The sequence below is a fragment of the Klebsiella sp. BIGb0149 genome (assembly GCF_004362605.1).
Classification (GTDB): domain Bacteria; phylum Pseudomonadota; class Gammaproteobacteria; order Enterobacterales; family Enterobacteriaceae; genus Klebsiella; species Klebsiella terrigena.
The window spans coordinates 86669-113179 of record NZ_SNYG01000005.1 but is presented as its reverse complement, the minus strand read 5'-3'; the positions used below and the strand labels follow the sequence as shown (position 1 = coordinate 113179).

Annotated in this window: 23 protein-coding genes and 1 pseudogene; 16 read left to right on the top strand and 8 right to left on the bottom strand. The window is 52.2% G+C overall.

All coding sequences use genetic code 11. The features are described 5' to 3' along the window. The first annotated feature begins 39 nt into the window (after positions 1-39). From EDF75_RS17870 to hycI, 8 genes are read left to right on the top strand one after another with little or no spacing between them, the layout of a single operon-like run. On the top strand, positions 40-648 hold the full coding sequence (locus EDF75_RS17870; protein WP_095098475.1) for a 4Fe-4S dicluster domain-containing protein: 609 nt from the start codon (positions 40-42) through the stop codon (positions 646-648). Then, a complete protein-coding gene (hycC, locus tag EDF75_RS17865; RefSeq protein WP_133600360.1) occupies positions 645-2471 on the top strand; it encodes a formate hydrogenlyase subunit 3 in 1827 nt (608 codons plus the stop codon). Before EDF75_RS17870 ends, hycC begins: the two co-directional genes overlap by 4 nt. A 2-nt stretch (positions 2472-2473) precedes the next feature. Beyond that, complete coding sequence (locus EDF75_RS17860) at positions 2474-3397, top strand: respiratory chain complex I subunit 1 family protein (protein ID WP_133600359.1); 924 nt, start codon at positions 2474-2476, stop codon at positions 3395-3397. An 18-nt stretch (positions 3398-3415) separates the two neighbouring features. Further along, positions 3416-5125, top strand: a complete 1710-nt coding sequence (gene hycE, locus EDF75_RS17855; protein WP_133600358.1) for a formate hydrogenlyase subunit HycE — start codon at positions 3416-3418, stop codon at positions 5123-5125. A gap of 9 nt (positions 5126-5134) precedes the next feature. Beyond that, positions 5135-5677, top strand: a complete 543-nt coding sequence (locus EDF75_RS17850) for a formate hydrogenlyase complex iron-sulfur subunit (RefSeq protein WP_133600357.1) — start codon at positions 5135-5137, stop codon at positions 5675-5677. Further along, positions 5677-6444 (top strand): NADH-quinone oxidoreductase subunit B family protein, encoded by a 768-nt coding sequence (locus EDF75_RS17845; protein WP_095098457.1) that lies wholly within the window; start codon positions 5677-5679, stop codon positions 6442-6444. Before EDF75_RS17850 ends, EDF75_RS17845 begins: the two co-directional genes overlap by 1 nt. Then, positions 6441-6851 (top strand): formate hydrogenlyase maturation HycH family protein, encoded by a 411-nt coding sequence (locus EDF75_RS17840; protein ID WP_133600356.1) that lies wholly within the window; start codon positions 6441-6443, stop codon positions 6849-6851. The genes EDF75_RS17845 and EDF75_RS17840 overlap by 4 nt, the downstream gene beginning before the upstream one ends. Further along, on the top strand, positions 6844-7314 hold the full coding sequence (gene hycI, locus EDF75_RS17835; RefSeq protein WP_133600355.1) for a hydrogenase maturation peptidase HycI: 471 nt from the start codon (positions 6844-6846) through the stop codon (positions 7312-7314). Before EDF75_RS17840 ends, hycI begins: the two co-directional genes overlap by 8 nt. Before the next feature lie 45 nt (positions 7315-7359). Here hycI and EDF75_RS17830 read toward each other — a convergent pair whose 3' ends face one another. Together EDF75_RS17830 and ascF are read right to left on the bottom strand one after the other, a co-directional pair. After that, complete coding sequence (locus EDF75_RS17830) at positions 7360-8784, bottom strand: 6-phospho-beta-glucosidase (protein WP_095098450.1); 1425 nt, start codon at positions 8782-8784, stop codon at positions 7360-7362. 27 nt (positions 8785-8811) lie between these two features. Further along, positions 8812-10254 (bottom strand): PTS cellobiose/arbutin/salicin transporter subunit IIBC, encoded by a 1443-nt coding sequence (gene ascF / locus EDF75_RS17825; RefSeq protein WP_133600354.1) that lies wholly within the window; start codon positions 10252-10254, stop codon positions 8812-8814. 265 nt (positions 10255-10519) lie between these two features. Here ascF and EDF75_RS17820 point away from each other — a divergent pair, with 265 nt between their 5' ends. The 4 genes from EDF75_RS17820 (at position 10520) to EDF75_RS17805 (ending at position 15452) form a co-directional block, all read left to right on the top strand. After that, positions 10520-11533 carry a LacI family DNA-binding transcriptional regulator gene (locus EDF75_RS17820; protein WP_095098445.1) on the top strand — a complete coding sequence of 338 codons (1014 nt, stop codon included), beginning with the start codon at positions 10520-10522 and terminating at the stop codon, positions 11531-11533. A gap of 134 nt (positions 11534-11667) precedes the next feature. Beyond that, complete coding sequence (gene hydN, locus EDF75_RS17815) at positions 11668-12195, top strand: electron transport protein HydN (protein WP_095098443.1); 528 nt, start codon at positions 11668-11670, stop codon at positions 12193-12195. A 12-nt stretch (positions 12196-12207) separates the two neighbouring features. Next, a complete protein-coding gene (hypF, locus tag EDF75_RS17810) occupies positions 12208-14442 on the top strand; it encodes a carbamoyltransferase HypF (RefSeq protein WP_133600353.1) in 2235 nt (744 codons plus the stop codon). Next, complete coding sequence (locus tag EDF75_RS17805) at positions 14439-15452, top strand: HoxN/HupN/NixA family nickel/cobalt transporter (protein ID WP_133600352.1); 1014 nt, start codon at positions 14439-14441, stop codon at positions 15450-15452. Before hypF ends, EDF75_RS17805 begins: the two co-directional genes overlap by 4 nt. A gap of 163 nt (positions 15453-15615) precedes the next feature. Here the strand turns inward: EDF75_RS17805 and EDF75_RS17800 are convergent, their stop codons facing one another. Then, positions 15616-16077 carry a SymE family type I addiction module toxin gene (locus EDF75_RS17800; protein WP_133600351.1) on the bottom strand — a complete coding sequence of 154 codons (462 nt, stop codon included), beginning with the start codon at positions 16075-16077 and terminating at the stop codon, positions 15616-15618. A 523-nt stretch (positions 16078-16600) separates the two neighbouring features. On the opposite strand from EDF75_RS17800, the pseudogene EDF75_RS17795 reads away from it, so the two are divergent. The 4 genes and pseudogenes from EDF75_RS17795 to EDF75_RS17780 all read left to right on the top strand — a co-directional run. Beyond that, positions 16601-16789: pseudogene (locus tag EDF75_RS17795) on the top strand (GNAT family N-acetyltransferase); the annotation flags it as partial. A gap of 102 nt (positions 16790-16891) precedes the next feature. Beyond that, a complete protein-coding gene (locus tag EDF75_RS17790; protein WP_133600350.1) occupies positions 16892-18514 on the top strand; it encodes an AAA family ATPase in 1623 nt (540 codons plus the stop codon). Positions 18515-18854: 340 nt separating this feature from the next. Next, positions 18855-19316: a hypothetical protein gene (locus EDF75_RS17785; protein ID WP_133600349.1), complete on the top strand. Its 462-nt coding sequence runs from the start codon at positions 18855-18857 to the stop codon at positions 19314-19316. 10 nt (positions 19317-19326) lie between these two features. Beyond that, the gene (locus EDF75_RS17780) at positions 19327-22113 is read left to right on the top strand and encodes a KGGVGR-motif variant AAA ATPase (protein ID WP_133600348.1); all 2787 of its coding nucleotides are present in this window, start codon (positions 19327-19329) and stop codon (positions 22111-22113) included. A 988-nt stretch (positions 22114-23101) separates the two neighbouring features. Here the strand turns inward: EDF75_RS17780 and EDF75_RS17775 are convergent. From EDF75_RS17775 to EDF75_RS17755, 5 genes are all read right to left on the bottom strand, one after another. After that, complete coding sequence (locus EDF75_RS17775) at positions 23102-23983, bottom strand: DUF6602 domain-containing protein (protein ID WP_133600347.1); 882 nt, start codon at positions 23981-23983, stop codon at positions 23102-23104. 292 nt (positions 23984-24275) lie between these two features. Continuing rightward, positions 24276-24617, bottom strand: coding sequence for a TonB family protein (locus EDF75_RS17770; RefSeq protein ID WP_133600346.1), 342 nt, complete (start codon positions 24615-24617; stop codon positions 24276-24278). Positions 24618-24812: 195 nt separating this feature from the next. Next, on the bottom strand, positions 24813-25217 hold the full coding sequence (locus tag EDF75_RS17765; protein ID WP_133600345.1) for a DUF2251 domain-containing protein: 405 nt from the start codon (positions 25215-25217) through the stop codon (positions 24813-24815). A gap of 143 nt (positions 25218-25360) precedes the next feature. Then, positions 25361-25735, bottom strand: a complete 375-nt coding sequence (locus tag EDF75_RS17760; protein WP_133600344.1) for a cell envelope integrity TolA C-terminal domain-containing protein — start codon at positions 25733-25735, stop codon at positions 25361-25363. A 309-nt stretch (positions 25736-26044) separates the two neighbouring features. After that, the gene (locus EDF75_RS17755; protein ID WP_133600343.1) at positions 26045-26269 is read right to left on the bottom strand and encodes a hypothetical protein; all 225 of its coding nucleotides are present in this window, start codon (positions 26267-26269) and stop codon (positions 26045-26047) included. Between the last annotated feature and the right edge of the window lie 242 nt (positions 26270-26511).

Here is a 26511-nt window from a genome sequence, read left to right as displayed (position 1 = left end):
TGATTTCGTCAAAAATGACTTTCACCCGAGGAAGACCCGGTGAACCGTTTTGTAATTGCTGACTCCACCGTCTGTATCGGCTGCCGCACCTGCGAAGCCGCATGCGCTGAGACGCATCGCCAGCAGGGCCTGCAGGCGATGCCGCGACTGCAGGTCATGCGTAATGAAAAAGAATCCGCGCCGCAGATGTGCCACCACTGCGAAGACGCCCCCTGCGCCGCAGTATGCCCGGTTAACGCGATTAACCGCATCGACGGCGCGGTCCAGCTAAACGAAAGCCTGTGCGTAAGCTGCAAGCTGTGCGGCATCGCCTGCCCGTTTGGCGCGATCGAATTTTCCGGCAGCCGACCGTTGGATATTCCGGCAAATGCGAATACGCCGATGGCGCCCGCCGCGCCGCCCGCGCCCGCCCGCGTCAGCTCGCTGCTCGACTGGGTACCGGGCGTACGCGCTATCGCGGTGAAATGCGATCTGTGCCATTTCGATGAGCAGGGACCTGCCTGCGTGCGTACCTGCCCGACAAAAGCGCTGCTGCTGGTTGATATCCGCGACATCGCCCTGGCCAGCAGGCGTAAGCGCGAGCTGACTTTTAACACCGACCTCGGCGATTTGTCGCTGTTTCAGGCGCAACAAGGGGGCGTGAAGTGAACATTATCTCTTTAGTCAATCAGGCGGTGGTTTGGTACGCCGTCAGCGCCGTGCTGGCGCTGCTCTTTAGCCTGAGAAAACCGCTAAGCGGCGCGATCGCCGGGATCGGCGGGGCGGTTGCCAGCGCGATGCTGATCGTCGCCGGGATGGCGACGCTGCTGATGCCGGGTCGGGTGAGCACCGGCGTGCTGCAGATGATCTCGCTGCCCGTGCGGGTTAGCGGGGTTAACGCCCTGTGGCTGCTGGCCATCGGCCTCTCGGCATTACCGATTTCGCTATTTAATATCTCCTGGCACCGCCATCCGCAGGTAAAAGCTAACGGCCTGCTGGTCAACCTGCTGCTGGCGGCCGCCACCTGCGCCGTCGTGACGACCAGCTTTGGCAGTCTGGTGGTGATGGCGGAAATTATGGCCCTGTGCGGAGCCTTCCTTACCGGCTGCGCCCAGTCCGGCAAACTGTGGTTTGCGCTGGGCCGCTTCGGCACGCTGCTGCTGGCGTGGAGCTGCTGGCTGGTGTGGTCGTTTTACGGCACGCTCGATCTGACGCAGATTAGCCTGCTGGCCGCCGGAGCCCCGCAGCAGATGCTGCTGTGGCTCCCGGCGCTGGTCGGTTTTGCGCTGCTGGCGGGGATTATTCCGCTGCACGGCTGGGCGCCGCAGGCCCATGCCGGCGCCGGCGCGCCGGCCGCCGCGCTGTTCTCCACGGTGGTGATGAAGGTTGGCCTGTTCGGCATCCTGACGGTCTCCCTTGCCGGCGGCATCCCGCCGCTGTGGTGGGGCGTACTGCTGCTGGTGCTGGGGATGATCACCGCGTTTATCGGCGGGCTCTACGCGCTGATGGAGCACAATATCCAGCGCCTGCTGGCGTACCACACTCTGGAAAATATCGGCATCATCCTGCTGGGCCTCGGCGCGTTTGTCACCGGCGTGGCCCTCGATAACGCCAGCCTGATGGTGCTGGGATTTATCGGCGGGATGTATCACCTGATCAACCACAGTCTGTTTAAAACCACGCTGTTCCTTGGCGCCGGGGCGGTGTGGTTCCGCACCGGCCATCGCGATATCGAAAAGCTGGGCGGCATCGGCAAAAGAATGCCGCTGATTTCGCTCTCTATGCTGGTTGGCCTGATGGCTATGGCGGCGCTGCCGCCGCTGAACGGCTTTGCCGGCGAGTGGGTTATCTATCAGTCGTTCTTTAGGCTCAGCACCGGCGAGGCGTTTATCGGCCGCCTGCTCGGGCCGCTGCTGGCGGTAGGCCTGGCGATTACCGGCGCCCTGGCGGTGATGTGCATGGCTAAAGTCTACGGCGTCACCTTCCTCGGCGCGCCGCGGAGCCAGCAGGCGGAAAACGCCACCAGCGCCCCGTGGCTGATGACCTTCAGCGTGGTGTTTTCCGCGCTCTGCTGCGTGATTGGCGGCGTGGCAGCGCCGTGGCTTCTGCCGCTGGTGAGCGGCGTGGTCCCGGCCCAGGCTCAGGTATCGAGCGTGGTGTCGCAGCCGTTGATTGCCATTCTGCTGATCGCCTGTCCGCTGCTGCCGCTGCTGCTGATGATTTTCTACAAAGGCGACCGCCTGCCCGCGCGCTCCCGCGGCGCGGCCTGGGTCTGCGGCTACGACCATGAAAAATCGATGGTGGTGACCGCCCACGGCTTCGCGATGCCGGTCAAAGAGGCCTTTGCTCCGCTGCTCAAGCTGCGCCACTGGCTGAACCCGGTACGCCTGATCCCCGGCTGGCAGAACGGCTCCGCGCCCGCGCTGCTGCGCAGCGTTGCGCTGATTGAGCTGGCGGTGCTGGTCGTTATTGTCATTTCACGAGGAGCCTGAAAATGAGCGTATTCGTTGCATTGTTGCAGGCGCTGGCGCTGTTTGCCGCCGCGCCGCTGCTGTCCGGCATCACCCGCGTCGCCCGCGCCCGTCTGCATAACCGCCGCGGGCCGGGCGTGCTGCAGGAGTATCGGGACATTATCAAGCTGCTGGGGCGCCAGAGTATCGGCCCCGACGCCTCCGGCTGGGTATTCCGCCTGATGCCGTACGTGATGGTCGGCGTGATGCTGACCATCGCCACCGCGCTGCCGGTGGTTACCGTTGACTCGCCGATGGCGGGGCTGGGCGACCTGATTACGCTGATCTATCTCTTCGCCATCGCCCGCTTCTTCTTTGCTATCGCCGGTCTGGATACCGGCAGCCCGTTTACCGCCATCGGCGCCAGCCGCGAAGCGATGCTCGGCGTGCTGGTTGAGCCGATTCTGCTGCTGGGACTGTGGGTGGCGGCGCAGGTTGCCGGCTCGACCCATATCAGCAGCATCACCGACACCATCTACCACTGGCCCGCCGCGCGCAGCATTCCGCTGATCCTCGCGCTGGCCGCCTGCGCTTTTGCCACCTTTATCGAAATGGGCAAGCTGCCGTTCGACCTCGCGGAGGCGGAGCAGGAGCTGCAGGAGGGGCCGCTGACCGAATACAGCGGCAGCGGTTTCGCGGTGCTGAAGTGGGGGATTAGCCTCAAGCAGCTGGTGGTCCTGCAGATGTTTGTCGGCGTGTTTATGCCGTGGGGGCAGATGACCAGCTTTAGCGTCGGTGGGCTGCTGCTGGCGCTGGTGGTCGCCGTCGTCAAGCTGGTGGCCGGCGTCCTGATTATTGCCCTGTTTGAAAACAGCATGGCGCGCCTGCGCTTTTGTGCCACGTCCCGCGTTACCTGGGCCGGTTTTGGCTTTGCCTTTTTAGCCTTCGTCTCCTTGCTGGCGGCGTGATTTAAGAGAGTCTTATATATGAACGAAGAAAAACCGGGTCAACGCTATCTCGCCGCGCTGCATCAGACCTTCCCGGGCGTGGTGCTGGACGAGGCCTGGCAGACCAACGATCAGCTCACCGTCACGGTGAAGATCAACTATCTCCCGGAAGTGGTGGAGTTTCTCTACTACCAGCAGGGCGGCTGGCTGTCGGTGCTGTTCGGTAACGACGAACGCAAGCTCAACGGCCACTATGCCGTTTACTACGTGCTGTCGATGGAGCAGGGGACGAAGTGCTGGATAACCGTGCGCGTGGAAGTGGACGCCAATAAGCCGGAATATCCGTCGGTGACGCCGCGGGTGCCCGCTGCGGTATGGGGCGAGCGCGAAGTGCGCGATATGTACGGCCTGCTGCCGGTTGGCCTGCCGGATGAGCGCCGTCTGGTGCTGCCGGACGACTGGCCGGACGAACTCTATCCGCTGCGCAAAGACAGCATGGATTACCGTCAGCGCCCGGCGCCGACCACCGATGCGGAAACCTACGAGTTCATTAACGAGCTGGGCAGTAAGAAAAACAACGTGGTGCCGATTGGCCCGCTGCACGTCACCTCCGATGAACCCGGCCATTTCCGCCTGTTCGTTGACGGGGAGAATATTATCGACGCCGACTACCGTCTGTTCTACGTCCATCGCGGGATGGAGAAACTGGCGGAAACCCGGATGGGTTACAACGAAGTGACCTTCCTCTCCGACCGGGTGTGCGGCATCTGCGGCTTTGCCCACAGCACCGCCTATACCACCTCCGTAGAAAACGCGATGGGCATCGTGGTGCCGGAGCGCGCGCAGATGATCCGCGCCATTCTGCTGGAGGTGGAGCGTCTGCATTCGCATCTGCTCAACCTCGGCCTCGCCTGCCACTTTACCGGCTTTGACTCCGGCTTCATGCAGTTCTTCCGCGTGCGCGAGACGTCGATGAAAATGGCGGAGATCCTCACCGGGGCGCGTAAAACCTACGGCCTGAACCTGATTGGCGGCATCCGTCGCGACCTGCTGAAAGAGGATATGATCCAGACCCGCCAGCTGGCGCAGCAGATGCGCCGCGACGTGCAGGAGCTGGTGGAGATGCTGCTCAGCACGCCGAACATGGCGCAGCGTACCGTCGGCATTGGCCGTCTCGACCCGCAAATCGCCCGCGACTTCAGCAACGTTGGCCCGATGGTGCGCGCCAGCGGCCACGCGCGCGATACCCGCGCCGACCATCCGTTTGTCGGCTACGGCCTGCTGCCGATGGAAGTGCACAGCGAGCAGGGCTGCGACGTGATTTCGCGCCTGAAGGTGCGCATCAACGAGGTCTACACCGCGCTAAATATGATCGACTTCGGCCTCGACAATCTGCCGGGCGGCCCGCTGATGGTGGATGGCTTCACCTATATTCCTCATCGTTTTGCGCTGGGCTTCTCGGAAGCGCCGCGCGGGGATGATATCCACTGGAGTATGACCGGCGACAATCAGAAGCTCTACCGCTGGCGCTGCCGGGCGGCGACCTACGCCAACTGGCCGACCCTGCGCTATATGCTGCGCGGCAATACCGTTTCCGATGCGCCGCTGATTATCGGCAGCCTCGATCCCTGCTACTCCTGTACCGACCGAATGACCGTGGTCGACGTGCGGAAGAAGAAAAGCAAAGTGGTGCCGTACAAAGAGCTGGAGCGCTACAGCATCGAGCGTAAAAACTCGCCGCTGAAATAAGGAGCCGCCATGTTTACCTTTATTAAAAAAGTTATTAATACCGGCACCGCGACGCACGCCTATCCGCTGGAGCCGATGCCGGTGGATAAAAACTTCCGCGGCAAGCCGGAACACACTCCCCAGCAGTGCATCGGCTGCGCGGCCTGCGTTAACGCCTGCCCGTCGAATGCCCTGACGGTGGAGACCGACCTCGCCGCTAACCAGCTGGCGTGGCAGTTCAACCTCGGGCGCTGCATCTTTTGCGGCCGCTGCGAAGAGGTGTGCCCGACGGCGGCGATTAAGCTCTCGCAGGAGTACGAGCTGGCGGTGTGGAAGAAAGAGGATTTCCTCCAGCAGTCGCGCTTTGCTATGTGCCACTGCCGGACGTGCGCGCGTCCCTTCGCCGTGCAGAAAGAGATCGATTACGCCATCGCGCTGCTGGAGCACAACGGCGATACCCGCGCCGGGATGCGCCGCGAAAGCTTCGAAACCTGCCCCGAGTGCAAGCGCCAGAAGTGCCTGGTGCCGTCCGATCGTATTGAACTGACTCGCCATATGAGAGAGGCCAGCTGATGAGTAATTTACTGGGCCCGCGCGATGAAAACGGTATTCCTGTGCCGATGACGGTAGACGAGTCTATCGCCAGCATGAAGGCATCGCTGCTGAAGAATATTAAGCGTTCCGCCTACGTGTATCGCGTGGACTGCGGCGGCTGCAACGGCTGCGAGATTGAGATTTTCGCCACGCTTTCGCCGCTGTTTGACGCCGAACGCTTTGGAATAAAGGTCGTTCCGTCGCCGCGTCATGCCGATATCCTGCTGTTCACCGGGGCGGTGACCCGCGCCATGCGCTCACCGGCGCTGCGCGCCTGGCACTCCGCGCCGGACCCGAAAATCTGTATCTCCTACGGCGCCTGCGGCAACAGCGGCGGTATCTTCCACGATCTGTACTGCGTATGGGGCGGCACCGATAAAATTGTGCCGGTCGACGTCTATATTCCCGGCTGCCCGCCGACGCCGGCCGCGACGCTGTACGGTTTTGCGATGGCGCTGGGCCTGCTGGAGCAGAAAATTCACGCCCGTCTGCCGGGCGAGCAGGATGACAAGGCGGCGGAAATTCTGCATCCGAATATGGTCCAGCCGCTGCGGGTGCGCATCGACCGCGAAGCGCGCCGCCTGGCGGGCTATCGCTACGGTCGGCAGATTGCCGATGACTATATGCGCCTGCTCGGCCAGGGCGACAGCCAGGTCGTGCGCTGGCTGGAGGCGGAAAAAGATCCGCGTCTGACCGAGATCGTTACCCATCTCAATCAGGTGGTTGAGGAGGCGCGCATCCGATGAGTGAAACGGTGGTGTTCAGCCAGCTGAGCCGTAAATTTATTGATGAGAACGACGCCACGCCTGACCAGGCGCAGCAGGTTGTCTATTACAGCCTGGCGATTGGTCACCATCTTGGGGTTATCGACTGTCTGGAAACGGCGCTGAGCTGCCCGTGGGACCAGTACCTGGCGTGGATTGCAACCCTTGAAGCGGGCAGCACCGCCCGGCGAAAAATGGAAGGCGTGCCGAAATATGGCGAAATCGTTATCGACAGCAATCACGTGACGATGCTGGCCAACGCCTTTGATAACGCGCAGGTTGCGCAGACGCCGCAGCAGCAGGCGTGGAGCAGGCTGATGCTCAGCATGCTGCATGATATTCACCAGGAAAGCGCCATCTATCTGATGGTGAGGAGACTCCGTGACTGACGTTTTACTCTGCGTGGGCAACAGCATGATGGGCGACGACGGCGCGGGTCCGCTGCTGGCGGAAACGTGCGCGGCAAACCCGACGGGCCGCTGGGTGGTCATTGACGGCGGCAGCGCCCCGGAAAACGACATCGTCGCGATCCGCGAGCTGCGCCCCGATCGCCTGCTGATCGTCGACGCGACCGACATGGGGCTCAGTCCCGGCGCGATCCGCATCGTCGATCCTGACGATATCGCCGAAATGTTTATGATGACCACCCACAATATGCCGCTCAACTATCTGATCGATCAGCTGAAAGAGGACGTCGGCGAGGTGATTTTCTTAGGCATTCAGCCGGATATCGTCGGCTTCTACTATCCGATGACCCAGCCGATTAAAGACGCGGTGGCCGAGGTTTACCGGCGGCTGAACGGCTGGCAGGGCCTCGGCGGGTTTGCTCCGCTGGAAGCGGTGGTGGAGTGAGGTTTCCCCGGAGAGGCGTCAGCGCCGCTATCCGGGGGATTGCCGTTACGCCAGGTCTTCGCCGTTGCTGGCAATGACCTTTTTATACCACCAGAACGACTTCTTGCGCTTACGGTCGAGAGTGCCGTTGCCGGCGTCATCGCGGTCAACGTAGATGAAGCCGTAGCGTTTGCTCATCTCGCCGGTGGAGGCGGCCACCAGGTCAATGCAGCCCCAGCTGGTATAGCCCATCACCGGAATACCGTCTTCGATAGCGTCGCCCATCGCTTTGATGTGCTCGCGCAGATAGCTGATGCGATAGTCGTCGTTAATCTCGCCGTTGGCGTCGATTTCGTCCCGCGCCCCGAGGCCGTTTTCCACGAGGAACAGCGGCTTCTGGTAGCGGTCATACATCATATTCATGGTGATGCGCAGGCCGAGGGGGTCGATTCCCCAGCCCCATTCGCTGGCCTGAATATGCGGATTTTTTAACGACTTCACGATATTGGCCGCGTTGGTATTGTTGGCGTTCATCTCCGCCGAGGCGCAGCGCGAGGCGTAGTAGCTGAAGGAGACAAAATCGACGGTGTTGCGCAGGATCTCGTCGTCGCCCGGCTGTTTGACAATCGTCACGCCCTTCTCGCGGAGCACCCGCGCCGCCCATACCGGCCAGGCGCCGCGCGCCTGCACGTCGATAAAGAGCAGGTTTTCGCGATCTTTTTCCAGCGCCATCCACACATCTTCCGGCTTGCAGGACCAGGGGTAGAAGTTGCCGCCCGCCAGCATACAGCCAACCTGATTTTGCGCGTTCACCTCGTGGGCGATTTTGGTCACCTGGGCGCTGGCAATCAGCTCATGGTGCGCGGCCTGGTACTTCACCTGCTCCTGATTCTCGCCCTCTTCGAACGCCAGGCCGGCGCCGGAGTAGGGACTATGGAGCATGATGTTGATTTCGTTAAAGGTCAGCCAGTATTTCACCAGCCCGTCAAAGGCTTCAAAGCAGGTGCGGGCGTAGTGGGTAAAGAATCCCACCATTTTGCGATTGCGCCAGGAGCCGTATTCGGTCACCAGATGCATCGGCACGTCGAAGTGGCACAGGGTCACCAGCGGCTCGATATTGTGCTTTTTACACTCTTCAAACAGCGAACGGTAGAAGGCGATCCCCTGCGCATTCGGCTCCTGCTCGTCGCCGTTGGGGAACAGGCGGCTCCAGGCGATGGAGGTGCGAAATACGCTAAAGCCCATCTCCGCCATCAGGGCGATGTCTTCTTTATAACGATGATAAAAGTCTATCGCTTCATGGCTTGGGTAGAACTCATCGTCACGCAGTTGAAAGCGCTTCTCCAGCCCCAGCTTAACCGGCAGGCGCCTGGCCCCGTGGGGAAGGGTATCGACGGTAGTCAGCCCTTTGCCGCCCTCCAGATATGCCCCTTCAGCCTGGTTGGCGGCCAGTGCGCCGCCCCATAAAAATCCGTGTGGAAAAGTCGCCATGCGTTACCTCTGTGTCAAAAATTATGTTCAGGCGTGCGATGCTTCGGCCGTCGCCTGGCGCTGTCGGGCATCGGCGGCGGCATCTTCCACCGGGATATCCTCAAAGCCGAGCAGCAGGGTCAGAACAAACGACAGCACCACTGCCAGCGCCATCACGCCGAAGACCCAGACGAGAGTCATGGGATTCGCCGGATCGAAGAACTGGACGCTGGTAAACAGGCCCGGTGCCGCCATTGAATGGCTGGCAAGCCCAGCGATGCCGGCTACCGCGCCGCAGATAAAGCCGCTGATCAGGCTGGCGATCAGCGGGCGCTTGAGCCGTATCGCGACCCCGTACAGCGCCGGTTCGGAGATCCCGGCGAGAATAGCCGACGCCGCCGCCGCCAGCGCCGTCTGGCGCAGCTCCGGGTTTTTCGTTTTCCACGCCACCGCCAGCGAAGAGCCGCCCAGCGACAGGTTGGCGCCGATTTCCGACGGCATCACCATGCCCTCTTTGCCGGTTTCGGCAATGGTCTGAATGATCGTCGGCGTAAAGACGCGGTGCATCCCGGTCATCACCAGCAGCGGCCACAGGGCGCCCATAATCGCCACCGATAGCCAGCCCAGATAGTGATGAATGGTGTACACCAGCGTCGAGATGGCGCTACCGATCCAGATCCCGAGCGGGCCGATCAGCAGAATGGCCAGCGGCGCGGCGATCAGCACGATCAGCATCGGCTTGAGGAAGTTTTTCGTCACCGCCGGAGTGATTCTGTCGACCCAGCGCTCGATATAAGAGAGGCACCAGGTCATCACCAGCGCCGGGATCACGGTGTAGGTATATTTCACCGCGGTGACCGGAATAAAGGCGAACTCGACGTGCTCGCCCTGAGCAGCTTTGGCCATCAGCTCAATAAAGCTCGGATGCACCAGCACCCCGGCGAGGGCAATCGCCAGCGACATATTGGTTTTGAATTTTACCGCCGCAGAGGCGGCGACCATCAGCGGCAGGAAGAAGAATGCGCCGTCGCCGATCGTCGTCAGAATGGTGAGCGTCGGCGCGCCTTTCGCCAGGACGCCGCTCATCTCGAGGATCATCGCCAGCAGCTTGACCATCGATCCGCCGATAATCGCCGGGATCAGCGGCGACATGGTGCCGATCAGCGCATCGAGGATCCCGGCGCCAACTCGCCTGAAGGTCAGCGGCGGTTTGCCCACGGGCTCCGCCGGGCGCATATCGCCCGGCAGCAGGCCAACGACTTCACGGTAGGCCTGGGAGACGGTATTGCCGACGATCACCTGGCACTGGTTATCGCTCCGCACGACGCCAAGTACGCCTTTCAGCCCTTTTAGGGTCGCGCTATCCACCTGCTCGTTGTCTTTGACCACGAAACGCAGGCGGGTCATGCAGTGGGTGACGGCGGTGACGTTTTCAACGCCGCCAATCGCCGAGACGATCTGCTGTGCCAGGGCTGCATAATTTTTAGACATCGGATTTTATCCTGTTTATCAATGGGGTACTGGCTTTTCACCGCGCCGTAAAGCTGCGTGGCGTCGTGCATATGTAGGAAACCGGTTCCACAAAATCATGATGAGTTTCATCGATTCATACAAGATCTAAAAAAATCAGTTTTCAAATTTGTGATTTTGATCGCTTTGTCGCGAAGAGGGAAAACAGGCCGTCAGCAACGTGAAGGCTGTAAAACGGCAGGGCGTGCAGTACACTGCGAGCATCTTTTGCAACAGGAAGAACAACATGGCAACGATGCTGGAGGTCGCTAAGCGCGCAGGGGTGTCGAAGGCGACGGTTTCGCGGGTGCTATCGGGCAACGGCTACGTCAGCCAGGAGACGAAAGATCGCGTGTTCCAGGCCGTTGCTGAAAGCGGCTACCGGCCGAATCTGCTGGCGCGTAACCTCGCCACCAAAAAGAGCCAGACTCTCGGGCTGGTGGTCACCAACACCCTCTATCACGGGGTTTACTTCAGCGAGCTGCTGTTTCAGGTGGCGCGGATGACCGAAGACAAGGGGCGTCAGCTGATTCTGGCCGACGGCAAGCACAGCGCCGACGAAGAGCGCGAGGCGATTCAGTACCTGCTAGACCTGCGCTGCGACGCGATTATTATTTACCCGCGCTTTCTTAGCGTCGATGAAATGGACGAGATCGTCGAGCAGCACGACCGGCCAATCATGGTGCTTAACCGCCGCCTGCGGCGCAACGCCAGCCACTGCGTCTGGTCCGATCAAAAAGCCTCGGCCTTTGCCGCGGTACAGCAGCTCATCGCCCGCGGCCACCGTGAGATTGCGTTTATCACCGGCTCGCTGGATTCACCTACCGGCATCGAGCGCCTCGCCGGCTACAAAGATGCGCTGGCTCAGCACGACATTCCGCTCAATGAAGGGCTGATCGTGAAGGGAAAATGGACGCCGGAAACCGGTGCGGCCGGGGTTGAGACGTTGCGTCAGCGCAACGCCGGCTACAGCGCGCTGGTGGCGAGCAACGACGATATGGCGATTGGCGCGATGAAGCAGCTGCATCTGCACGGCGTGAAGGTGCCGGAGCAGGTTTCGGTGATTGGCTTCGATGATATCGTGCTGGCGCCCTATATGATCCCGGCGCTTTCCAGCGTCAAAATTCCGGTGACGGAGATGATCAAAGAGAGCATTAACCGGCTGATTTTCATGCTCGACGGCGGTGATTTAAAATTCCAGCAAACCTTCCCCGGCGAGCTGATTGAGCGCGATTCTCTTGGCGCAGGCCCCGGCGCCTGAGATCGTCACCTGTCATCGTCAGATGTGACGATGACAGAAATCACCCGATTAATTACCTTTACTATCAATTAGATAATAATTGGAACGTATTATGCATACTCCGGCGCGTAACCTTCTTACTGCTGGAGAAATGGATGAACCGTTTCATTATTGCCGACGCGAGCAAATGCATCGGCTGTCGTACCTGCGAAGTGGCCTGCGTGGTCTCTCATCAGGCCAATCAGGACTGCGCCGCGCTGACGCCAAAATCCTTTTTACCACGTATCCATGTCATCAAGGGTGTCAACGTGTCGACGGCCACCGCCTGTCGTCAGTGTGAAGACGCGCCCTGCGCTAACGTCTGCCCGAACGGGGCCATCAGCCGCGATAAGGGCTTTGTCCACGTGATGCAGGAGCGCTGCATCGGCTGCAAAACCTGCGTGGTGGCCTGCCCGTATGGGGCGATGGAAGTGGTGGTGCGTCCGGTGATCCGCCATAGCGGCGCGGGCCTGAACGTGACGGCGGAAAAGGCCGAAGCCAATAAATGCGACCTTTGCCATCATCGCGAAGAGGGGCCCGCCTGTATGGACGCCTGCCCGACGCACGCGCTTATCTGCGTTGACCGCAATAAGCTTGAGCAGATGAATATTGAAAAACGTCGCCGTACGGCGCTGGCCTGGTAGGGCGATAGCGGCATGAACGGGGTGAAAATCCGCATCCGCGGTAAGGTGCAGGGGGTGGGATTTCGCCCCTTCGTCTGGCAGCTGGCGCAGCGCCTGGGACGCTTCGGCGACGTGTGCAACGACGGCGACGGCGTGCTGGTTCGCCTGCTGGGCGACGAGGCGGAGTTTGTCGCCGCGCTGGCCCGCCGCTGCCCGCCGCTGGCGCGTATCGACAGCGCGCAGGCCTCACCCTTTGCCTGGGAAGCCCTGCCGGAGGCGTTCACCATCCGCCGAAGCGGAGGCGGAACCATGCGCACGCAGATCGTTCCCGATGCCGCCACCTGTCCGGCGTGCCTGGCGGAAATGAACGATCCGCGGGAGCGCCGCTACCGCTATCCGTTTATCAACTGCACCCACTGCGGGCCGCGTTTTACCATTATTCGCGCCATGCCCTACGATCGTCCGTTTACCGCGATGGCGCCGTTCCCGCTGTGCCCGTCCTGCGAAGCCGAATACCGCAATCCGGCCGACAGGCGCTTTCATGCCCAGCCGGTGGCCTGCGAATCGTGCGGGCCGCGGCTTGAGTGGCGCAGCGGGGAGGAGAACTGCTACGGCGAGGAGGCGCTGCGGGCGGCAACAGACCGGCTTGCTGCCGGGCAGATTGTGGCGATTAAAGGGCTTGGCGGCTTCCATCTCGCCTGCGACGCCGGAAACCCACGCGCCGTGGCGATCCTGCGCCAGCGCAAGCACCGCCCGGCTAAGCCGTTGGCGGTGATGCTGCCGACGGCGGAGGGATTGCCGGCCGAGGCGCTGGCGCTGCTGTCGTCGCCCGCCGCGCCGGTGGTGCTGGTGGATAAAACCCGGCTCAGCGGTTTATGTGACGATATCGCGCCGGGGCTGGCAGAGGCGGGCGTCATGCTGGCGTCGAACCCGCTCCAGCACCTGGTGCTGCAGGCGCTGGCGCGCCCGGTGGTGATGACTTCGGGCAATCTCAGCGGGGGCCCTCCGGCGCTGGCTAACGAGCGGGCGCTGGCGGATTTGGCCGGGATTGCCGACGGATTTTTGCTGCATAACCGCGATATTGTGCAGCGGATGGATGATTCCGTGGTGCGGCAGAGCGGGGAGATGCTACGCCGTTCGCGCGGCTACGTGCCGGATGCGCTGCCGCTGCCGCCGGGGTTTCACGACGTCCCGCCGCTGCTGTGCCTCGGCGCGGATATGAAAAATACCTTCTGCCTGGCGCGCGGCGATGAGGCGGTGCTGAGCCAGCATTTTGGCGACCTCGGCGATGAGGGCGTGGAGGCGCAGTGGAGTGAGGCGCTGCGCCTGATGCAGGAGATTTACGCCTTCACCCCGCAGGGGATCGTGACCGATGCGCATCCGGGCTATCGTTCGACGCGGTGGGCGGCGTCGATGGCGCTGCCGATCGAGCGGGTGCTGCATCATCACGCCCATGCCGCCGCCTGTCTGGCGGAGCACGGCTGGCCGCTGGACGGCGGGGACGTCATCGCCCTGGTGCTGGACGGCATCGGCATGGGGGAGGGCGGCGCGCTGTGGGGCGGCGAATGCCTGCGGGTGAATTACCGTCAGTGCGAGCATCTGGCGGGCCTGCCGGCGGTGGCGCTCCCCGGCGGCGATCTGGCGGCGCGTCAGCCGTGGCGCAACCTGCTGGCCCACTGTCTGGCCTTTGTGCCGGAGTGGCAAAACTATCCTGAAACCGAGGTTCTGCTCCGGCAGGCGTGGCCGCTGGTCGCCCGCGCCGTCGAGCGGGGGATTAATGCGCCTAAGGCCTCTTCCTGCGGGCGGCTGTTCGATGCCGTGGCCTTCGCGCTGGGCTGCGCGCCGACCACGCTGAGCTACGAAGGGGAAGCAGCCTGCCGGCTGGAGGCGCTGGCGGCGACCTGCGCCGGTATCGATCATCCGGTTAGCCTGCCGTGGCGCGACGGTCGGCTGGATCTCGCCACCTTCTGGCGCCGGTGGCTAGGCTGGCAGGCGCAGCCGGCGCACAAGGCCTGGGCCTTTCACGACGCGCTGGCCCGCGGGCTGGCGGCAATGGCGCGCGACCACGCCGTCAGGCGCGGCATCTCTACGCTGGTGTTTAGCGGCGGGGTACTACACAACCGGCTGCTGGTTTGCCGATTGACGTTTTATCTGGCGGATTTTACTCTGTTGTTTCCGCATCAGCTGCCTGCCGGTGATGGAGCGATAGCGTTTGGTCAGGCGGCGGTCGCCGCCGCCCGCCGGCAGGCTCACAGGACATCATCATGATAGTGACGATTTTACGCCAGCAGCCGCGCGCCGCAGCGCTGGTGCTGGGGCTTATTGTGGCCAACCTGGTCGCCTGGGTCTGGGCGTGGCAGGCCTTTGGCGACAGCGGCGCGCTGATGGCCGCCAGCCTGCTGGCCTGGGGATACGGCCTGCGTCATGCGGTCGATGCCGATCATATTGCGGCGATTGATAGCGTGACGCGCAAGATGATGCAGCAGGGGCGGCGTCCGTTCGGCGTGGGCGCCTGGTTTTCGCTGGGGCACTCGTCGATTGTGGTGCTGGCCTCCGCCGCCATTGCCGCCACCGCGACGGCGTTCGGCCAGCAGATGAGCTGGTTTCACGATACCGGCAGCGTGATTGGCACCGCCGTTTCGGCGCTGTTTCTGCTGCTGATGGCTTTTATCAACCTGGTTATTCTGCGCAGCGTCTGGCGCAGCTTTCAGGCGTGGAAGCGCGGGGAGAAGGTGAGCGATGAGGTGGCGGCGGGCGGCGGCATGATGAGCTGGCTGTTCGGCAAAACCTTCCGCCTGATCAGCCGCAGCTGGCAGATGTACCTGGTCGGCTTTCTGTTTGGCCTCGGTTTTGATACCGCGACCGAGATTGGCGTGCTGGGGATCTCCGCCGCCAGCGCCTCGAGCGGCATGTCTATCTGGTCGATTATGGTCTTCCCGGCGCTGTTTGCCAGCGGCATGGCGCTGGTGGATACCCTCGACAACGTGCTGATGGTGGGCGCCTACGGCTGGGCGTTCAGCAAGCCGCAGCGCAAGCTCTATTACAATATGACCATTACCGGGACTTCGGTGGTGGTAGCGCTGTTTATTGGCGGCATGGAGGCGCTGGGCCTGCTGATGGATAAATTTGCGCTCAGCGGCGGGCCGTGGCGCTGGGTGGGGGCGCTGAACGATAATCTCGGCAACGCCGGCTTCGTGGTTATCGGGCTGTTTGTCGCCTGCTGGGTGCTGTCGGTGATTAACTATCGCTGGCGCGGATACGATAATCTGGCGCAGTAGGTCGGGCCTTTTAATGGTTCGGGGTCCCGGGTCGCGCATTATTCACCAGAGCCGGGAAAGGCAGCTATTTAGATGAGCGCAAAGCCCGTAAGTCACCTCCTGCAGGTCCGGATTGATCTTTATAACAACCCCGGCCGCCTGAGCCGGGATTTTACCTTAAGGGTCAGTCGCGGCTTCGTTTCAGGCAATCATAGCCGGGTTTCTCCCGCCGGATGACCGGCAGGTCACCGGTATCGTTAAGCGCACCGGGAAACGTCTTGATCCACAAGTCCATTTTCTTCTTGCTGAAATGAGCCGCGCTTAACCCTTCGGCACAGCCGAACAGCTCCCGGCTGTTCTGGGCGGTGATCACAATGCAATCTGGCATCACTCTGATTTTTACCGGCATACCCGACGTAAATCCGGCCTGCGAAAGCCAGTCACCCTGGAGCGGGATATAGTCATGCCGCATACGGTCATAAAACTCCGTGCGGCTAAGCGGTTGCGGTGACTCCGCTGTGGATTTATTCTGCAAGTGCTTAACGGATTTTTTACGTTCCAGCTCGCAATTTTTACCACTCGTTTGTGATTCATCAGAATCTATTTTGGCAATAGCACTTTCTGGCTTAAAATTCTGCTCAGCCATATTCAACTCCTTGATAGTTGTCTGTGGTTAGCGGTGTGGAAGTGCTGGTAACACTTTCATACCGCGCTCTTTAAAAATCTTCCTGCTTATTCCATCCTTCCGTTATGACAGGTGAGGGTTTTATCTGGCTTTATTTATTACACCGTACTGAATAAAAACACAGTATATATATCATGGACAATATTGATTATTGCGAAGGGGATTCAGGAAAGAATATAAGATCATGCAACGTTGCATTATTAATAGGAGTACACGGGGATTTTGTCATGGGTAGCGGCATTGAGGGTATCTTTCGCAAGAACGGTGGGCTGCTGAATGCCTCCCCCGGTCTCCTGGAAACTGGGGCGAGCCAGAGTACAGGCAACGAGATGAACGGTAACGCTAAAGGGTTGGTATGAGCGAGGGGCGGACATAACATGCTCAGGACAGCCAAGAATCTGAGTTGTCCCATAATCCATTTTGGTATGACGCTTTTCCAGGCAGGATACTTTATGCTGGTCATAATTTCTTCTAGGATATCAACATGATAATAGTAGGGAAATCAGATCCATTTTCTTTAGAATCCCATCGCTTAATCGAAATGCTGTCAGTAGAACTTGCCGCTGTTACTGGCGATAGCAGCAAAAGCAATTTCACTGTTGATGCAATGAATAGTGATAAAGCGTTATGGGTATTGGCAAAGAATGCCTATGGTGATCCGATAGGATGCGGCGATACCTGAAGCAAGGGGGGAGGAAGACCATCGCTAGGGAAGCCTTAGTTATCTTTATATATCAATCGAGCAACGTACTATTAGGAATAGAGAGGTTTTAAATTGAATTCTTTACAACTAAATAAAACTGGTGTTGGTAACATAGCTGTAGATATTGATAATGGTGATGTTGTTTTCCTTATTGGATCAAACGGCTCGGGGAAATCTTCACTAGTTAATCATTTTCATAGGCAATTACCAGATAACCATGTAAAAATTATAAGTGCACACAGGCAGAATTGGTTCAATGAATCAGTTATTGATATGACCGGTAGTGAAATTGAGAGTATAGATCAAAACAATAGACACTATCGTACGCTAATTGATTCTAGGTGGCGGTTATATCAAGGTGAAAGTACTAACAGAATGGTGGTGGCAAAATTAAAAAGGCACATTAATCGAAGAGCTAGAGATATAGAGTCTGCGTATGATAGTAATACTTTAAATGATCCGGATTTTAAAACACCTGAATCGCCTCTTACAGTAATTAATTCTCTGATAGAAAAGTCAAACATGGATATATCTATTCATGTTGATAAAGATGACAATTTCATTGTTAAGAACCGCAGTTATAATGATGATGTCACATACAGTATTGCTGAGTTGTCTGATGGAGAGAAAAATGCGTTGCTTATTGCTGCTGACGTTCTTACTTCAGAGCCTGGTACGCTCATCATTATGGATGAGCCCGAAAGGCACCTACATCGGGCAATAACACTCCCTCTTCTTAGTGAGCTAGTTTCTTTAAGAAGTGATTGTTCATTTTTAATCTCGACTCATGAAATTCTGTTCCCGTCTTTTTTTATCAATTCAAAAATTATTTTAGTTCGGTCTTGTGAGTATGTTTCGAAAAATCCATCATCTTGGACTTTAGATGTATTGGATGGTAGTGATGACATACCAGAAGAGATAAAAGAAAGCATCTTTGGCTCAAGGCGAAAGGTTCTTTTTGTAGAGGGTGATCAAAACAGCCTTGATTTATCTATATATTCATCTTTATTTCATGGTTTTAGTATAATACCAAAAGGGAGCTGTAAGGATGTTGAGGCTTCTGTTGTTGGTATCGCATCTAACCCTAGCCTTCAGTGGGTTGAAGCCTATGGGTTGGTTGATAATGATAATAAAACACAAGGTGAAATTTCCTCTCTTTTATCTCGGCGAGTATATACTTTAGCTGTTCATTCTGTCGAGTCAATTTATTATCACCCAGAAGTAATACGAATTATTATAAGTGAATATGCAGGCTATCTTGGAATAGAAAATGAAAATGAAGCTTTTGACAACATAAATGAGGAAATCATTAAAGTGATGAGTAGCAACAAGGATCGGTTGTGCTCAAGATCTATAGAAAAAATAGTTAGAAGTAAGGTTTTTTCAAAAATACCAACTCAGGACTATATAAATTCCAATGAAGAGTTTTCTTTTCTTCTAAATATAAATGAAATTCGCCACGCTGAAGTTGATATTTTCGACACCGCTATTCAAAACAATGATGTCGTTACTTTGATGACTCGATATCCTATCCGAGAAACTGGCTTGCTAAACACCATAGCTAGGAAACTCGGTTTTCCTGATAGAAAAAGATACGAGTTAAATGTGAGAAATATCATCAGAACCCATAGTTCAGCCCAATCATTGCTCAAACCTCTATTTGGCGGATTGCATGAAGCTATTTCACCCATGTGAGACTAAACAACCGATATGGGGTCTGCTTGGAAAACGGAACAATCCTACGTTATGCTTTTTTAAGCAGGCATGACAGGCAACTTTGAGCGAACAGCGGACATAAGTACTCAGAATCTGACTACCTGATCATAGTAGTCACAATTTAGGCCAAAAGGCATCATCAGCAGTGGACACTATTCGCTCTAAAATTTTATTTTAAAAAATAAATGTTATTGTCAAAAATTCTGAAAGTAATCTATTTATTTACTATGAAATATTTGCGTTAGAGACAAAAATCTCAATTGTAATCTTGGTAGTAATTGCTATTATATAGACTAGTCCTATATCTATGGTGCTCATTATGAAATATACGGAGTTCTTATCGTCAGCTAAACGGCATAACCACGCTTGTAGAGTGCTTAAGGAAAAACTGGATAGCTTAGGTGAGGACAACGCTGAAAATGTGGAATACAAATTTTTAGTGCTTAGCCTTTACTATCTCTCAGGTTATATAATTGAATGTTCAATTAAATATAAAATATTTGAGCTTGAAAACTATGACTTAAACTCAGAAGTTAATGAGGGCGAGTGTGAGAAATTTGGAATAGATTTTAAAAATAAAATAAAAACACATAATTTTAAAAGACTACAAAATTACCTTGATTCGTTAATCAGCGACGTAAGTCACGTAAGCGAAGAAAAAGCCATAAACAAATTAATGAATGACTGGACGCCTGAGATAAGATATTCGTCCATTGATGTTAATTACAAGCAAATAAAAGAGTTATATTCCCACACTAATAACTTCCTAAAAAAGATGTAAGGTTTAATAAATGTTAAAATCAATAGATTTCATTCGAAGAATTGAAAATGATCTAAAAGAAAATATCGATAAAAATACAATTTATGATTATTATGTTGAGCTCAGAGTAAATCAAAGTGTCGAAGTTTACGTTGTAAGTGATGTTATTAAAAGAAAAGATGAACTATATCTTAATGCAACTAGTATTAATGAATTTAGCAATGAAAACATCGAGTTTACTTTCCTGTCTGAAAAAAGATCAGCTGATGAGGAATACGAACATTTATTTTCAAAAGAAAAGACATCAATTGGTTTAAGACGCTCATTAAGTGCTTTGCTTAACATGAAGAAGAGAGTAAACAAGCACAGTAATGTTTTAACATTTTTCAGTTACAAAGGTGGTGTAGGGCGAACCACAAGCTTAGCATTAACTGCCAGCTATCTAGCAAGGCAAGGTAAAAATATTTTTGTAGTTGATTGCGACTTTGAAGCTCCAGGTTTGATTAACTTTTTTAACAGTGCTCAATCAGATAATTGCAAAGGTGGTATTATAGAATACCTTAACGATAAATCCTTTGATGAAAAAACAAGCATAAAAGATTACATTTATAGCATTGAGAAAAATTACTCTGGCAGTGGCATTATTAACCTTATGTCAGCCGGAAATATAATGCATAATCATGAAGATTTAGTTAGTTATTTAGAAGGGCTTGCAAAGTTAGATTTGCAGGGTGAGAAACTAGTAAAAATATTTGATAATATTATAAATGATATTAATAAAGAGTTTTCTCCCGATGTAATACTCATTGATTCCCGAACGGGATTTAATAATACTTTTGGTGCCTTAGCTCAAGTATCCCAAAACGTTGTTGTATTAGCTGGTGATGATGCTCAAAATCAACCAGGCATTGAATATGTAACGAAAACACTCAATGAGATGAATATTAATGCGTGTTTCGTATTATCAATCATTAGCAGTAATTTTAGCCGCCGTTTTAATAATTTTTGCAATCAAATCCAAGGGGATTCATCCTTTGATACTGAAGTTTTTTATTTTGATAGGCAAAACACCCTTGAGTATATAGGTACGTCTTTGGAAGATAAGGATGATTTAGACGATTTCATCAATGGCGAGAACGGCTCCACTCAATATCAGAAATTTTTCAAGTATATTTATGAAGTTACATCCAAACCTCATTTAATTGTAAAAGAAAATAAGATAAAAGATGCAATTAATGCTGAAGGAAATCTAAGTGCATTAAATGAAATGGATTCCTTTGAAATTAACAGTGATGATGAAGGGGATATAAATTATGATATAACAACCTCAAAATCAGATGAAAGCATTCAAGATAAAGTACTAAATGATTTAAGAGATAAATTACCAGACCTCTATGCTGAAAACATTGAATATTCTGATGATTATATAAATAAGTTGTTTTATTTTAGACCATGTATGGAAGACCTTTTTATACCTGAAAAAAATATATTATTAGGAGATAAAGGTACCGGAAAAACAGCTTTCTATAAGGCTCTCCAGATTGGTAGTTTTTTCAATATGTTAACATCAAAAGCTCAAAAAACACATTTGGATTATAATGTGTTGAATATTACAAATTTTGATAAAGACAACTTCGAATTTGATGGATTCGATGCCTATCATAAGGATGAGTTATTCATAAAGCGTTTTTGGATCTTCTTTATATGGAATGCCATCTGTTCCAGAGGGGAATATGGTTGCAAGAATCCAGACTTACTTGTAAATCTTGATAACTTCAAGACACAAGGTAAAATAATTGAGTTGTTATTAGATTCAGAAAAATATTCATTAATTGAAGATGAAATGAATGACATTAATAGTGTGTTAAAAAGCGAGGATAAACGGTTAATTATTACGTTTGACCAACTAGATAATATAGTAAAACCATTCTTATGGAATGATGTAATTTCACCTCTTGTTAAAGTAGCAATGCGTTTTTCTTACGAAAACATTCATCCAAAACTCTTCTTACGAAGAGATCTATATCAGAGGCTTGGCAACCTAACAAATAAAAATTCTTTTAGTCCTCGTATTATAGATCTAGAGTGGACACAGAATGAAATTTTCTCATATTTTTTAAAGATAGTATTCAATTACTCGAAAGATAATTTCTTCTCATTCCTATCAAACAACTTACCAAGTTCAACATTGGTACAGCAAATTCATAAAAAATTGAAAACAAAAGGAATAATACACAACCAACTTCCATTAGATAAATATCTTATCCAACCAGTTATAAATGCTTTCTTTGGTGCTCCTAGACCTAAAAAAAATGGCAGACTAAGCACCGCATATGAAGATTTATTCCGAAATATTCAAAGCGCGGACAAAACAGTAAACCTTCGCCCATTTATTGATCTTTTGACAAATGCAATTAGAGAACAGGATGAACAAGACATTGAGAAACAATATCGTAAAAATTCTATCATAGGGTTAGCTTACTGCACGAGTAAGCAAGTTCGAAAAAATGCGGTTGTAAAATATCTTGAAGATCTATGGAACGAAAAGGGTAATGAGTTCGTTAAATGCTTCTGTTTGGATTTGTCCAATAATAAAGTAAGTCCTGGCTTCAAAAGAAATGTACTCAATGAGAGTAGTTTTGACCGACTTCTAGAAGAGATTAAGAAAAACCATGATGATGACGAAATCATTAAGGCTGGAACTCTTTCAGAATTTAAACAGATTTTGATTGCAAATAAAATTATAACTCCATATATGGTCGGTAGCAAAACAAGATATGGATTTGCTTATTTATACACCAACTACTTTGGCATTTAATAAATTAAAGGCATCACATAATTGTGATGCCTTATATTTTTTAATTATGGTTTTAACTCTACATGTCATTTTCAATAAATCTAACAGATAACTAACCCAACCAATCCTTTCTGACAAGTACTGCAGCTTAAGATATTGCTGCTTAGAATAAAATAAAAGGTCCTGTACAGTTTTTTCAATACCGTAAGATGGCGAACAACGTCCGCTACAAATACGGGGTAATAAAACTAGCAGAGGTGAAGGTCCGCGCAGACAAGAGATTATAGAATGCTGAGCAAGTGCAGATTTTAAAATACAGGTCAATAATCTATAATTATTTATATTAAGATATTATTATGCGTCGTCTAATCAGTATTCTTGTGATGCTTACTCAAAAAACTAAAAAATCATTTTCCAATTGATTGAAAAAAAATAAACTATCCATCTATTGATGGAGATGCTACTAAAAACAACAGCTCTAAAAATTACTTCGATCAATCTTCTGTTGTTCACTCAATGGCATGCTGGCATGAATTACACAAAATATTAATACAATATTTCCTGCATTAGAAAATAAAACGGTAGCATTAATATGCTACCAGCTTTCAATTGTAACACCGTTGCTGTATTCAAGATATAACTGCTATATGTAACATCTGGTATCTTAATTATACCAGATCACAGATCCATAGCTTATTGTCCCAAGTTATGCTGACTAGGCCCAGATTGAGCGCTGTATCTTCAAAGTTAAGTCGGATTCGAAACCTGCTGGTATGAGGTATCTGAAGTGGTCTTCTTGTCCGATGATATAGTCTTTGTGCCATGGTGACGAGTTCATATTCAATTCTCCTGTGATATATGAGATTAAAGTACAGTTGACCCTCATGATCGAATCGAAGATATAAGACCGTCTTTGCTAGCTCAATGAAACATAAGCTAAATATAACTTCACGATCTTAGGGAAGCAGATGCGTAGAGAAGGCATGTCCCTTGCGGTGTATTGTAAGAGCTAGCGTTCCCCACTACATTTTATTTCCCCAAGATTCTTCTCAAATTTTCGGCCGGAAGGAAAGGCTGTAAACCCAGGACGCCTTATATTTCGTCTGCTTTCATCGTAAAATACAGAAAGAATGCCAGTGAGAATAAATTGCAATCCCAAATGAGACTCACCTTTGGCATGAACAAGGCTAATATAGTTCGCTTTAGTTACATTTTTATCGCCTGGTCTTCTCTTAAATAGACTCCACTCACTAAGAGAACCAACATAACCAATTAATTCGTCAAAGGTCGGTTTATCGCCATGCCCATATGCTTCGGCGATTTTCTTGAATATCCAGTCTAGGTTATCTATGCGTTTTTTATCAATCTTTGATTCCAGCGTTACTAAAGCAAGGTATGGCCCTCTTACTTTATCGCATTGGCGATTAGAATATTGTGTCTTGCATAACTTTGAAGCATCCCATAAAGCTCGGCACTCTTTTAAAATGTCCCCATCGTTGAGGTGTTTTTTTACTGAAATTATTGCCACAACACCTTCCGGAGGAACAATTGCACTATTTCCAATTTTTTGAAATACTGGATATCTTTCGGAATCATAGACAATGATATCTAATTGAGATGAATGTTCATCAAGGTCATTCTTGCGCTCTTTCCCTGTCGTACCAGTTTTTACCGCTGGCCGGAGAATGAACCCAGTTACGATATCTAAACTCTTGGGAAGATATTTCGAAAAAAATTCGCGCAACAATTCCTCAACAAATCGACCATCTTCACCATGATGTGCTGATCCTTGAACCTCTTGAGAAGGAATAAGAGTTTCAAATTGTCTGTATGTTGCAATAAGCGCGTCCACCTCTTGTGACCAATAATTTTGAAGTCTCTTTCCATCCATAATATTATCTGAATCCCCCTCACTGTCATAAAATTGGTATATTTTACCAACTCGCCTTATCGGGTTAGATATTTTTACTAAGCACCTAAATTAAAGTGTTCTATCTTTTTTAGCAACTACTAAATTTCCTCTTACTTGCTCAAAACGTACCTGTTTTATGGTGAAAGCAACGACACTGCGTGTTCATCCATACAATAACAACATCCGCTCCTGGCACACTGCGGGCTTTACTTACATAGCCTGATGCGTCAGGCTGCTAGTCACAAAAGTTTCTTGCTACTTCCTGGTGGTGCTACCGTCTGGGAGGGTGAATCATGACTACTATTCTGAGATCTGTTCCCGGTTTCCCTTTTTCATACCGCCATTCATTCTTCATTTTACTGATGACTTTACGCTCAAGCTCCGGAGTAGTTGTCGATTCAAGGATCTGTGCATTCTGAACTCTTCCGTCTGCGTCAACATCAAACTGTATCCGCAGGGCATCCGGCAGTAACTTTCCGTTCTTATCGTGAGTGGTAATGACTGTATTTGCAGATGAAGTGCTACCAGATGGTGTGCTGTCGCTGGCTTGTGTACCGGCGCAGACAGCCAGAAGTAGTGGCAGGATGAGAGTAAGTAGTCCGATAGATTTCATGATGCGTCCGTGTTTTAAAATTAACCATATGGCTGTTACTACTGCTGTAACTCATGTCACACAAGCTAACAGACAAATCTCCATGGATAGAAACCGCTCAATGGGCGGTTATTTCAAGCCCGCAGAACGGCCGGATTTACCCTAACCTCCGATGTACGGACTATAAAGATGGCAGGCAGCCAAGGCTGTCGCAACTCATCGAAAAAAGTCATCTACCGCATCACTCCACTTATGGCCTGACTTCGACCATATCTTGTTTATTTGTGGAGGAAATCCACTCCTGCAGTATCCATTTTTCCCCACGAAATCGAATGATCCATGCGGATATCCATTGATCAATAGCACGCACTTCTGACTGTCTTCAGACCAGCCGATTTTAACGTCAGAGGGAACGTGTCCGTCAGAAATATCTTCGGCGTTGTAGATATGCACCGCGTCCTGAATCGGGTTGCCGTCGACAGACTCATCGAGAGCGTAAAAATATTCGGTTTCACCATCGTCCTCAAAAACGGCGGCCAGCATTCCCTCAGGGGCCAGGCTCTTTATCACTTGCGCTTCACCGACCACGAGCTCGGCCTGCATTGTTACTAAAATTGTCATCCGATTTACTCTCCTTTCCCCGGGCATTACATTAGTTTTTTATCGAGCCATATACTACTTCGTAGTACCATACTTTAGATCGTAATGGATAATTGCAAATCAAGCAGTTCGTTAGCTTATATCTAACCGTTTGTGGTGATTAGCTAACTGCCCATATCGAAGCCGGATTTTTGAAAATCTCTATAGACTTCTGGATTGTTGAAGGCTGGAAACTTGGCTTTATGGGCTGCTGATTTTATCGCTTCGCAATATGCTTTATTGCCATTGCTGGTTGATATGTTTAAAGCTGTGCCATCCTGAGCAAATTCAATATGCAACCTGCATTTTTGCCCTTTCCAGTTTTGCGGCTCATTTAGTTTGGCATTTATTGCCGCTCTGATTGCCCGCGCTTGCGCCCCCCATTCATCCTGATCATCCCAGCGCCCTGAACTGCAACTACCCGTTGCCGTGGTCTTATGGCAGCCAGAAGGATGTAACGGTGCGCAACCAGCGGCAAAGCTGACCACAATGGCCAGCATAACGATATTCTTTATTATTTTAGATGATCCCTCTTTTTCCCCTCAATCCATTTAGTCCTCAGGAATATTTGCATATTTATTCGTCATTCCTAGCACTTTTTTAACTACTAATTATCTACATCCAGTGGATGTTTCGAATGAGACTTCTGAATATGTAGAGGAGATAATAAGCTGTGATTTATTACCTAATAATTAATACAGGCACTTTTTACGTCCGCCCCCGGCACTCATGGCACCTACACAACGGTACCCACCGAGGCCCACCTGGACAGTAAAATGTCTCTATCCAGCTGTACCTGCCTGAGGCATCTATCTCAGTAATACCTGAATCAGCTGAACGAAGATATACACCGTTGCTGCCGCTTGTATTGCCCGGAACCCCCATCTGAGATAGCGCCATTGATGGCGTTCCCTGGCATCAGCGGCTTCAATAGCGGGGTCAGAAGTTTTTCTTTTCCTGGTCCGGAATTCATCGATTACCCACAGGATGAGAATAACGGTAATGAGGGTTTTCTGAAGAATGGGATTATCCACAAAGAGGGACTCCGGCCTGCTCGCTGATAAAGGCAGAATAGATGAACCTCCTTCACGTAGCCACCACTAAATGTAGGGGTAAAACTAATTTTCATCCTGAAGGATTTTGCGGTGATTCTGTCCGTGGCAGGGCTGGCATCCAGGCGAGCGTAAGCCTGCAGGGTACTCTTAACCTTCCACACACGTCTTTTGGCGTTAGCCCATTCACTTTGCGAAACCGGGGAGCAATGGACGCAATTGGT